General features: G+C 68.5%; 10 protein-coding genes and 1 pseudogene. 6 read left to right on the top strand and 5 right to left on the bottom strand.

Translation table 11 applies throughout. The features are described 5' to 3' along the window. The 4 genes and pseudogenes from JWP60_RS20965 to JWP60_RS20950 form a co-directional block, all read right to left on the bottom strand. Nucleotides 1-415, bottom strand: a pseudogene (locus JWP60_RS20965) (hypothetical protein); the annotation flags it as partial. Further along, nucleotides 394-2,151 (bottom strand): peptidase M61, encoded by a 1,758-nt coding sequence (locus tag JWP60_RS20960; RefSeq protein WP_299795602.1) that lies wholly within the window; start codon nucleotides 2,149-2,151, stop codon nucleotides 394-396. The pseudogene JWP60_RS20965 and the gene JWP60_RS20960, both read right to left, overlap by 22 nt. Further along, nucleotides 2,148-2,825 (bottom strand): DsbC family protein, encoded by a 678-nt coding sequence (locus tag JWP60_RS20955; protein ID WP_299795603.1) that lies wholly within the window; start codon nucleotides 2,823-2,825, stop codon nucleotides 2,148-2,150. The genes JWP60_RS20960 and JWP60_RS20955 overlap by 4 nt, the downstream gene beginning before the upstream one ends. A 110-nt stretch (nucleotides 2,826-2,935) precedes the next feature. Beyond that, on the bottom strand, nucleotides 2,936-4,066 hold the full coding sequence (locus JWP60_RS20950) for an FAD-dependent monooxygenase (protein WP_299795600.1): 1,131 nt from the start codon (nucleotides 4,064-4,066) through the stop codon (nucleotides 2,936-2,938). A gap of 63 nt (nucleotides 4,067-4,129) precedes the next feature. Here JWP60_RS20950 and JWP60_RS20945 point away from each other — a divergent pair, with 63 nt between their 5' ends. From JWP60_RS20945 to JWP60_RS20935, 3 genes are all read left to right on the top strand, one after another. Then, nucleotides 4,130-4,996: an MOSC N-terminal beta barrel domain-containing protein gene (locus JWP60_RS20945; RefSeq protein ID WP_299795598.1), complete on the top strand. Its 867-nt coding sequence runs from the start codon at nucleotides 4,130-4,132 to the stop codon at nucleotides 4,994-4,996. A gap of 149 nt (nucleotides 4,997-5,145) precedes the next feature. Further along, nucleotides 5,146-6,237, top strand: a complete 1,092-nt coding sequence (gene ychF / locus JWP60_RS20940) for a redox-regulated ATPase YchF (protein ID WP_299795596.1) — start codon at nucleotides 5,146-5,148, stop codon at nucleotides 6,235-6,237. A gap of 96 nt (nucleotides 6,238-6,333) precedes the next feature. Beyond that, nucleotides 6,334-6,519, top strand: coding sequence for a hypothetical protein (locus JWP60_RS20935; protein WP_299795594.1), 186 nt, complete (start codon nucleotides 6,334-6,336; stop codon nucleotides 6,517-6,519). On the opposite strand, the gene JWP60_RS20930 is transcribed toward JWP60_RS20935, so the two are convergent. Continuing rightward, on the bottom strand, nucleotides 6,474-6,944 hold the full coding sequence (locus JWP60_RS20930; RefSeq protein WP_299795592.1) for a YqaA family protein: 471 nt from the start codon (nucleotides 6,942-6,944) through the stop codon (nucleotides 6,474-6,476). The genes JWP60_RS20935 and JWP60_RS20930 overlap by 46 nt on opposite strands. Nucleotides 6,945-7,072: 128 nt before the next feature. Between JWP60_RS20930 and dusB the strand changes: the two genes are divergently transcribed. The 3 genes from dusB to purH are packed head-to-tail and all read left to right on the top strand — an operon-like array spanning nucleotide 7,073 to nucleotide 9,965. Next, entirely contained in the window at nucleotides 7,073-8,116 is a 1,044-nt protein-coding gene (gene dusB / locus JWP60_RS20925) for a tRNA dihydrouridine synthase DusB (RefSeq protein WP_299795590.1), read from the top strand. Further along, nucleotides 8,113-8,349: a Fis family transcriptional regulator gene (locus JWP60_RS20920; protein WP_299795588.1), complete on the top strand. Its 237-nt coding sequence runs from the start codon at nucleotides 8,113-8,115 to the stop codon at nucleotides 8,347-8,349. The genes dusB and JWP60_RS20920 overlap by 4 nt, the downstream gene beginning before the upstream one ends. 38 nt (nucleotides 8,350-8,387) lie before the next feature. Then, nucleotides 8,388-9,965: a bifunctional phosphoribosylaminoimidazolecarboxamide formyltransferase/IMP cyclohydrolase gene (purH, locus tag JWP60_RS20915; protein WP_299795586.1), complete on the top strand. Its 1,578-nt coding sequence runs from the start codon at nucleotides 8,388-8,390 to the stop codon at nucleotides 9,963-9,965. Nucleotides 9,966-9,984 lie beyond the last annotated feature (19 nt).

The raw sequence follows: 9,984 nt of genomic DNA, 5'->3' as shown, positions 1-9,984 counted from the left end.
CTGCCGGCTCCGGGCTGGACGCCGGGGGCTGCGCGTCCGAGGCCGCGGCTTCGGGTGCCTGTGCCACCTGCTCCGAATCGGGCGGGATCTGTGGCACCGGTTCGGCCGGTGTCGCCACCTGCGCTTCGGGCGGCGGCTGCGGCTTCTTCTTGCGGTGCACCGGCCGCGGCGCGGACGCGGGCGTGATCGCTCGCACGGCCACGCGCGGGCGAGGCGTCGCCGCCGGGGCGCCAGCGACGGCGACCACCGGCGGTGGCGCGCTGGGCTTGAGCAGGCGCGTGTACATGGGCGGCACGAAGGTGCGCAGCGCGGAGATTGCTTCGGCCTGCCGACCGAACCATGCGAGCCCGAGCCAGTGAGCCAGCAGGACTGCCAGCCCCAGCAGCGCGAGCTTCAGCCCTGGGGTCCGAGCCACGTCTGCACCCTCGCCGCATCGCGCAGCACCAGGCGCCAGGTGAGGACGCCCGGCGGGATGGACAGCTCGAGCCGCAGCAGTCGCCGGTCGCGCGCGACCAGGGCCGTGAGCTTGCGATGCGTGCCCGCATACACCATCAGGTCATCGAGCTTGGCCAGCCGCCAGCCGCTGCCGGCGACCTCCACGCCGAGCCATTCGTCATTCGGCGCTAAGCCGGCCTGTTCGGCGGCGCCGCCGCGCAGCACGTTCTTCAGCACCACGGAACCTTGGCCGTCGCCCACGCGCAGACCCAGGCGCTGCTGCAGCTGTGCCGGCTCTTCCATCACGGCGATGCCGTGCGCTTCCAGCAGTTCCTTCAGCGGCAGCTCGCGCGTGCCGTGCACCCACTGCGTGAACTCGCGGGTGAAGGCGCGGCCGCCCAGTTCCTTGAGCACGGCCGCGAAATCGGCTTCGGCCATCGGCCCGGCCTTGCAGCGCACCCACAGCGCGCGCATGGCCTCGTCCAGCGTGCTGTGGCCTTCCTGCCGCAGGGTGAGGTCGAAGCACAGGGCCACGAGCGCGCCCTTGGTGTAGTAGCTGACCGTGGCGTTGGCCGTGTTCTCGTCCTGCCGGTAGTACTTGACCCAGGCATCGAAGCTGGCCTGCGCCACCGACTGCACTTCGCGCCCCGGCGTCTGCAGCACCTGGTTGCAGGTCTTGGTCAGCAGCTTGAGGTAGGTGGCGTCGTCGATCAGGCCCGCGCGGCGCAGCAGCAGGTCGTCGTAGTAGCTGGTGAAGCCCTCGAAGAACCAGAGCAGCTGGCTGTAGTTCTCCTGCTTGTAGTCGTAGTGCGCGAAGTCAGCCGGCCGCAGCCGCTTGACGTTCCAGGTGTGGAAGTACTCATGGCTGATCAGGCCCAGCAGAGTGACGTAGCCGTCGTTCAGGCGGGCCTCGCCCAGGCGCGGCAGGTCGCGGCGCGAGCAGATCAGCGCCGTGGAATTGCGGTGCTCGAGGCCGCCGTAGCCGTCGTCCACCGTGTTGAGCAGGAACACATAGCTCTTGAAAGGCGGCCGCCGGCGTTCGTGCCAGAAGCGGATCTGCGCCTCGCAGATCTTCTGCATGTCGGCCAGCAGGCGGTCGGTGTCGCAGGCCTCGGTGGCGCCCGCGAGCACCAGCCGGTGCGGCACGCCGCCGGCGCGGAACTCGGCGCTGAAGAAGGGCCCGAGCTCCACCGGGCTGTCCACCAGTTCGTCGTAGTCCTGCGCGAGATAGGTGCCGAAGCCGCGCTTGCCGGTCTTCAGCGGCTCCAGGCCGGTGGCGGCCTCCCAGTGCGGGCAGGCGCGCAGGGGCACCAGTTCGAGCTCGTGCGGCTCCTGCGCCTGGCCGTGCACGCGCAGGCACAGGCTGGTGCCGTTGAAGAAGCCCCGCTGGGAATCGAGCCAGGCCGTGCGCACCGAGTTGTCGAAGGCGTAGACCTCGTAGCCCAGCACCAGCGGGCTGGAGGGCATGCAGTCGATCTGCCAGGTGGACTTGTCCAGTTGCTGGATGCCGACCGGCTTGCCGTCCTGGCGCGCGCTCAGTTTCTGCAGGTGGCGGGAGAACTCGCGCAGCAGGTAGCTGCCCGGGATCCACGCCGGCAGCGACACGCGCTGCCCCGCCTGGGGCTGCGGGATGGTGAGGGTGACGTGAAAAAGGTGGGCGGCGGGATCCGCCGCCTCGACCCGGTAGTGCGGGCCGGGCGGACGCGCAGCGGTCACTTGGCGGCCAGCATCTTCTCGATTTCGGCGGTGCCGATCGCGCCGGGAACGCGCGAACCGTCGGTGAAGATCAGCGTCGGGGTGCCGGTGATCTTGTGCTTTTTGCCGAATTCCACGTTGCGGTTCAACGCCGTGAGGTCACAGTTGGCCTCCGCCTTGACCGGCTCGCTGCGCAGCATCCAGTCCTGCCAGGCCTGGCCCTTGTCCTTGGCGCACCAGTGGGCGCGCGACTTCACGATCGAGTCGGGACCCAGGATCGGGTACAGGAACATGTAGACCGTGACGTTGTCCACCTTCTGCAGGTCGTGCTCGAAGCGCTTGCAGTAGCCGCAGTTGGGATCTTCGAACACCGCCAGCTTGCGCTTGCCGTTGCCGCGCACGATGGTGAAGGCGTCCTTCATCGGCAGCTCGTCAAAGTCGAAGGCCAGCAGCTTTTCCTGCCGTTCCTCGGTGAGGTTGCGCCGGGCCCGCGTGTCCATCAGGCTGCCGTTGAAGATGTAGCTGGCATCCGCATCGGAGTAGAGCAGGTCGGTGCCGATGCGAATCTCGTACAGGCCGGGCACCGGGGTGGTGTTGATCTCGTCGATCTTCGGGAAGCTGGGCATGCGCGCGGCGAGGTTCTTGCGCACGGCGGCGTCGACCGCGGGAGGCACCTGCCTGGCCGCGCCGGCCATGGCATTCGCCGCCGCCGCGTTCGGCGGCATGGCCTCGGTGGTGGCGGCGCCGGCCATGATGCCCAGGGCCATCAGGGCTGCAGCCAGCCCGGTGCGGATCGCGATCGCTTTCATGTTCTTCCCGTTCTCAAGAAATTGGCAGGCCGGCCCATCGCCTGCCGCACGACCCAACTTTTCAGCGGGCCGCTATGTTCGAAACCCCGCATGCCCCAGTTGCGCACCCACGCCCACGCGTTCGCCGGTTGCGCAAACAACTGCTGCAGGCCATCGGTCGTCCAGGCCATCGCCAGGACATCCGCCTTGCGCGCGCGCTCGTAGCGGCGCAGCAGCTTTTCGTCGCCCAGGCTGCGCCAGTACTCCCGCTCGTGCAGCACCTGCGCCAGCGTCTCCGCATCCGCCAGCCCCAGGTTCAGCCCCTGGCCCGCCAGCGGATGCACGTTGTGCGCCGCGTCGCCGGCCAGTGCCCAGCCGGCACCACACCAGCGATCGGCCTGCGCTCGCTGCAGCGGCCAGGCCATGCGCTCGCTGGCGAGCGTCATGCGGCCCAGCGCATTGCCGCAGGCGGCCTGCAAGCGATCCTCGAATTCCGCCGCCGGCATCGCCAGAAGCTCGTCCGCACGCGGCTCCTGGACAGACCATACCAGTGCCAGGGAGTTCCCCGACGCTCCGCCCAAAGGCAGGAGACCCAGCACGTTGCCGTCGTCGAACCACTGATGGGCGGTGCCGCCGTGCGCGTGTTCACTGGTCAGGCGGGCGGCGATGGCTCGCTGCGGATAGGAGGTGACTTGGAAGTTCACGCCGAATTCGTCGCGGGTGGCGCTGCCACGGCCTTCGCACACGACGGTCAGGGCGGCCGGCTGCGGCGCCTCCAACTCCTCGATCTGCGGCTGGTAGCGCACGGCCTCGCGCAGGCGCGACAGCAGTGCCTCGACATCGACGATCCAGGCCAGCGCCGGCGCGCCTTCGCGGCTGGCCGAAAACTGCACGCGCCCGCCTTCGTCGCCGCGGATGTCCATGGCGGCCACGGCGGTGGCGTGCTGTTCGTCGGGCCAGGCGCGCAGCCGCAGCAGCAGGTCGCGCGAGGCGGCGTTGAGCGCGTAGGCGCGCACGTCCTGGGCTGCTTGCACTGGCGTCGGGCCGGCGACCAGGCCGACGCGCAGGCGGTCGCGCGCCAGCAGCAGGGCCAGGGTGCGGCCCACCATGCCGGCGCCGCGGATACACACGTCCAGAGGGGCAGCCATGGGGGGATTGTAGGAGGCGGGCACAATCCCGGCTGGCCCCCTGTCGCGTCCGCAAACCCGTCCATGAACCCAGCCGCCCCCGACTTTGCCGCCCGCATCGCCCGCCTGTTCGTCTATCCGGTCAAGTCCTGCGCCGGGGTGGAGCTGCGCGAGGCCGTGCTGACGGAGACCGGACTGGACCTCGACCGGGCGTGGATGGTGGTGGACAGCGACCACGACTTCGTCACGCAGCGCGAGCTGCCGCGCATGGCGTTGATCCGGCCGCAGATCAAGTTCAGCGAGGTGGTGCTGCGCGCCCCGGGCATGCTGGCACTGCATCTGTCAATCGACACGGTCGAAGAGCCGGTCCGCGTGCGCGTGTGGGACGAGGAGGTGCCGGCCTTCGACATGGGCGCCATCGCCGCCCAGTGGTTCACCGATTTCCTTGGCCGGCCGCTGCGCCTGGTGCGCTTCGACCCCGAGCACCGTCGCCCCTCCGAGACCGACTGGACGCAGGGCGCCGAGGCGCTCAACCAGTTCAGCGACGGCTTTCCCCTGCTGGTGACCAGCACTGCCTCGCTCGAACTCCTGAACGAGAAGCTGGCGGCGGCCGGCCATGCGGCGGTGGGGATCGAGCGCTTCCGGCCGAACATCGTGCTGGAAGGCGTGGAGCCCCACGATGAAGATCGGCTCGAACTGTTGCGCATTGCCGGCGAGGACGGCGAGGTCGTGCTGCGGGCGGTCAAGCCCTGCACGCGCTGCCCGATCCCCAACATCGACCCCGCCACCGCCGAGGTCGATCCGATCGTGACGGATACGCTGCAGGGCTACCGCCGCAACGAGCGGATGCGCGGCAAGATCACTTTCGCGATGAACGCGATCGTGGTCGAAGGCCTCGATCGCACCTTGCGGGTGGGGCAGGCGGTCAGTGCGGATTGGAAGTTCGACTGAACGAGCACGCTGGGGTGCGCTGCGCGCAGCCCAGCCTACAAACAATGGCCCGGTAGGCTGGGCTCGCGCAGCGACCCCAGCAATGGCGTGCCTGAAGCCGGGCCATGCCCCATGGCATACACTTTCCGGCTTGATTTTCGGGAACTGACATGAGTTTGAAGTGCGGGATCGTGGGGCTGCCCAACGTGGGCAAGTCCACCTTGTTCAATGCCTTGACCAAGGCCGGGATCGCCGCCGAGAACTATCCCTTCTGCACGATCGAGCCCAACGTGGGCATCGTCGAACTGCCGGACCCCCGGCTCGCTGCGCTGTCGGCGGTCGTCAAGCCCGAGCGCATCGTGCCGGCGATCGTCGAGTTCGTCGACATCGCCGGCCTGGTCGCCGGGGCCAGCAAGGGCGAGGGCCTGGGCAACCAGTTCCTCGCGCACATCCGCGAGACCGATGCGGTGGTGAATGTGGTGCGCTGCTTCGAGGACGAGAACGTCATCCACGTGTCGGGGCGGGTGGATCCCGTCTCCGACATCGAGGTGATCCAGACCGAGCTGTGCCTGGCCGACCTCGGCACCGTGGACAAGACCCTGCACCGCTACTCCAAGACCGCCCGCGCCGGCGACAAGGAAGCCGCGAAGATGGTGCAGCTGCTGCCCAAGGTGCAGGCCGCCCTGAACGAAGGCCGGCCGGTGCGCACGCTCTCGCTCAGCGACGACGAGCAGGCGCTGCTCAAGCCGCTGTTCCTGATCACCGCCAAGCCGGCGATGTTCGTCGGCAACGTGGACGAGCGCGGCTTCGAGAACAACCCGCACCTGGATCGCCTGCGCGACTACGCGAAGACGCAGAACGCGCCGGTGGTGGCGATCTGCGCCAAGATCGAATCCGAAATCGCCGAAATGGCCGACGAGGACAAGGCGATGTTCCTGGCCGAGATCGGCCAGCAAGAGCCGGGCCTGAACCGCCTGATCCGCGCGGCCTTCACGCTGCTGGGGCTGCAGACCTACTTCACCGCCGGCCCGAAGGAAGTGCGCGCCTGGACCGTGCCGATCGGCGCCACCGCACCGCAGGCCGCCGGCGTGATCCACACCGACTTCGAGCGCGGTTTCATCCGCGCGCAGACCATCGCGTACGAGGACTACATTGCCTTGAAGGGCGAGCAGGGTGCCAAGGACGCCGGGAAGATTCGCAGCGAAGGCAAGGAATACGTCGTCAAGGATGGCGACGTGATGAACTTCCTGTTCAACGTGTAGCGCACCAGACCGCCTCTGCGGTCCACGCATCACTGGAATCCGCCCCCGGCCCCGCCTAGAGTCCCTTCGCCCGCCCTGCGGGACGGAGGTGTGCGCATGTCCTGGTCCCGCTTGCTGCTGCGCCTGCAGCGCCACCTGGTGCGCGGCTACGAGTTCTTCCTGGTCGGCCTGCTGCTGGCACTGGTCGTGCTGGCCGCCTGGCCCGATGCGCGCGCGCAGGAGGGCGCTGCTGCGCCTCAATGCGGAAAGAACCAGAGCAGCCCCGTGGTCATGAACAGATAGCGCAGGAACTTGCCGACGGCCATGTAGAAGGTGCAGGGCCAGAAGGGCAGTTCCAGCCAGCCGGCGACGGCGCACAGCGGATCCCCCACGATCGGCAACCACGCCAGCAGGCAGGCCTTGGGCCCGAGCTTCTCCAGGTAATCCAGCGCCTTCAGGTGCGAGCGCGACTTGGAGTACTTGTCGTGCGCCTCGCGCGCGGCATAGCCCATGCCCCAGTCGACCATGCCGCCCAGCGTGTTGCCCACGGTGGCCACCAGCAGGGCCGGCCAGAACAGGTCGGGGTTGAGCTTCAGCAGGCCGAACAGCGCCGGCTCCGATCCCAGCGGCAGCAGGGTGGCCGAGACGAAGGCAACCACGAACAGCGTGCTCAGCCCGAACTGGGGCAGCGCCATCAGGGTCAGAAGCGATTGCAGCCAGGCTTGCATGGGGGCGCATGTTAGCCGCGCTGCGCCTTTTGCGGCGGCCTTGCAAGCCCCTTGCGGATTTCAAGCGCTGAAACGGCGCGGGCCTACAATCGTGCCTCTTTTTTCGGCAGCCGCTTCCCCTCCCCTCCATGCACATCGGTCCCTACGTCCTGGCGAACAACGTGTTCGTCGCGCCGATGGCCGGGGTCACCGACCGCCCCTTCCGCCAGCTGTGTCGCGCCTTCGGTGCGGGCCATGCCGTGAGCGAGATGGTCACCTCCAGGCGCGAGCTGTGGGACAGCCTGAAGACCTCGCGCCGCGCCAACCACGAGGGCGAGCCGGGGCCGGTGGCGGTGCAGATCGCCGGCACCGATGCGCAGTCCATGGCCGAGGCCGCGGTCTACAACATCGAGCGCGGCGCCCAGATCATCGACATCAACATGGGTTGCCCGGCCAAGAAGGTCTGCAACAAGTGGGCGGGCTCGGCGCTGATGCAGGACGAGCCCCTGGCCATCGCCATCGCCGATGCGGTGGTGCGCGCCTGTGCGCCGCACGGTGTGCCGGTGACGCTGAAGATGCGCACCGGCTGGGCCGCCTCGCAGCGCAATGCGGTGGCGCTGGCGCGGGCCTTCGAGCAGTGCGGCGTGCAGATGTTGACCGTGCACGGCCGCACGCGCGAGCAGGGCTACAAGGGCGAGGCCGAATACGAGACCATCGCGGCGGTCAAGCGCGCGGTGGCCATTCCCGTGGTCGCCAATGGCGACGTCACCTCGCCGGGCAAGGCCCGTGAGGTGCTGGCGCGCACCGGGGCCGACGCCGTGATGGTGGGCCGCGCCGCCCAGGGCCGGCCCTGGATCTTTCGCGAGATCGTGCACTTCCTGGCCACGGGCGCCGAGCTGGCGCCGCCGCTGGTGGTGGAGGTGCAGCGCGCGCTGGTGGAGCACCTGCAGGACCACCATGCGCTGTATGGCGAATTCACCGGTGTGCGCAGCGCGCGCAAGCACATCGGGTGGTACGTGCGGGCGCTTCCGGGAGGGGAAGCGTTCCGCGCGGAGATGAACGCCGTCGAGGACTGCGGCACGCAAGTGGCCGCGGTCAACCGCTTCTTCCACGCGCTGGGCGCAAGGATGGACCGGCTGCCGGTCCCGTCCGCGCCCGCGCGCCCGCAGGAGCTTGCCGAAAGCGACGCATGAGCAAAAAACATATCGAGGAGTGCGTGCGTTCCAGCCTGGAAGGTTATTTCCGCGACCTGCGGGGAACCGAGCCGGACGGGATGTACGAGATGCTGGTGAAGGTGGTGGAGAAGCCGCTGCTGGAAGTGGTGATGGCGAAGGCCGAGAACAACCAGTCGCGCGCGGCGGAGTGGCTCGGCCTGAACCGCAATACGCTGCGCAAGAAGCTGATCGAACACAAACTCCTCAAGTAAGGCCGCAGCGGCCCCGGGCCGCACTGCCTGTCCTGCGAATGACCATGAACGCACTTCTCTCCGTCTCCGACAAGGCCGGCATCGTCGAACTGGCGCAGGCCCTGCACGCCCTGGGCGTGCGCCTGATCTCCACCGGCGGCACCGCCAGGCTGCTCGCCGACGCGGGCCTGCCCGTCACCGAGGTGGCCGAGGTCACCGGCTTTCCCGAGATGCTCGATGGCCGCGTGAAGACGCTGCATCCCAAGATTCACGGCGGCCTGCTGGCGCGGCGCGACCTGCCCGAACACGTGGCCGCATTGCAGCGCCACGGCATAGCCACGATCGACCTGCTGGTGGTGAACCTCTATCCCTTCGAGGCAACCGTGGCCAAGCCTGGCTGCACACTGGAGGACGCGATCGAGAACATCGACATCGGCGGTCCGGCCATGGTGCGCAGCGGCGCGAAGAACTGGAAGGACGTCGCGGTGCTGACCGACGCGGCGCAGTACCAGGGCGTGATCGAGGAACTGAAGGCCCAGGGCGAGGTTTCGCAAGGCACGAAGTTCGCGCTCGCCGTGGCCGCGTTCAATCGCATCAGCAACTACGACGCGGCGATCAGCGACTATCTGTCGGCGCTGCAGGGCGATGGCAGCCGCAGTGCCTTCCCGGCGCAGGCCAACGGCCGCTTCGTGAAGCTGCAGGACCTGCGCTACGGCGAGAACCCGCACCAGCAGGCCGCGTTCTATCGCGACCTGCATCCCGCGCCCGGCTCGCTCGTGATGGCACAGCAGTTGCAGGGCAAGGAGCTCTCGTACAACAACATCGCCGATGCCGACGCGGCGTGGGAATGCGTCAAGACCTTCGACACGCCGGCCTGCGTGATCGTCAAGCACGCCAATCCCTGTGGCGTGGCACTCGGCAAGGATCCGCTCGAGGCCTATTCCAAGGCTTTCCAGACCGATCCGACTTCGGCCTTCGGCGGCATCATCGCCTTTAACCGGCCGCTCGATGGCGCCGCCGCGCAGCAGGTCGCCAAGCAGTTCGTCGAAGTGCTGATGGCGCCGGAGTTCGCCCCCGAGGCGCTGCAGGCGTTTGCCGGCAAGGCCAACGTGCGGCTGCTGAAGATCGCGCTGCCCCCCGGTGGCGCGCGGCCCTGGGACAAGGGGCAGAACCTGATGGACGTCAAGCGCGTCGGCTCCGGTCTCTTGATGCAGACCGCGGACAACCACGAGCTCGCGCTGTCGGAGCTGAAGGTCGTCACGCACAAGCAGCCGACGGCGCAGGAACTGCAGGACCTGCTGTTCGCGTGGAAGGTGGCCAAGTACGTGAAGTCGAACGCCATCGTGTTCTGCAAGGACGGCATGACGATGGGCGTGGGCGCCGGCCAGATGAGCCGGCTGGATTCAGCGCGGATCGCGAGCATCAAGGCGCAGCACGCGAAGCTTTCGCTGGCGGGCACGGCGGTGGCGAGCGATGCGTTCTTTCCGTTCCGCGACGGGCTCGACGTGGTGGTGGATGCCGGCGCCACCTGCATCATCCAGCCGGGCGGATCGATGCGCGACCCGGAAGTGATAGCCGCCGCCAACGAACGCGGGGTGGCGATGGTGTTTTCGGGGGTGCGGCACTTCCGGCATTGAGGCGACCGAGGCACTGAGC

Origin of the sequence: Ramlibacter sp., assembly GCF_028291745.1 — a bacterium.
Taxonomy (GTDB): domain Bacteria; phylum Pseudomonadota; class Gammaproteobacteria; order Burkholderiales; family Burkholderiaceae_C; genus Ramlibacter.
This window is presented reverse-complemented; position numbering and strand designations above follow the sequence as displayed.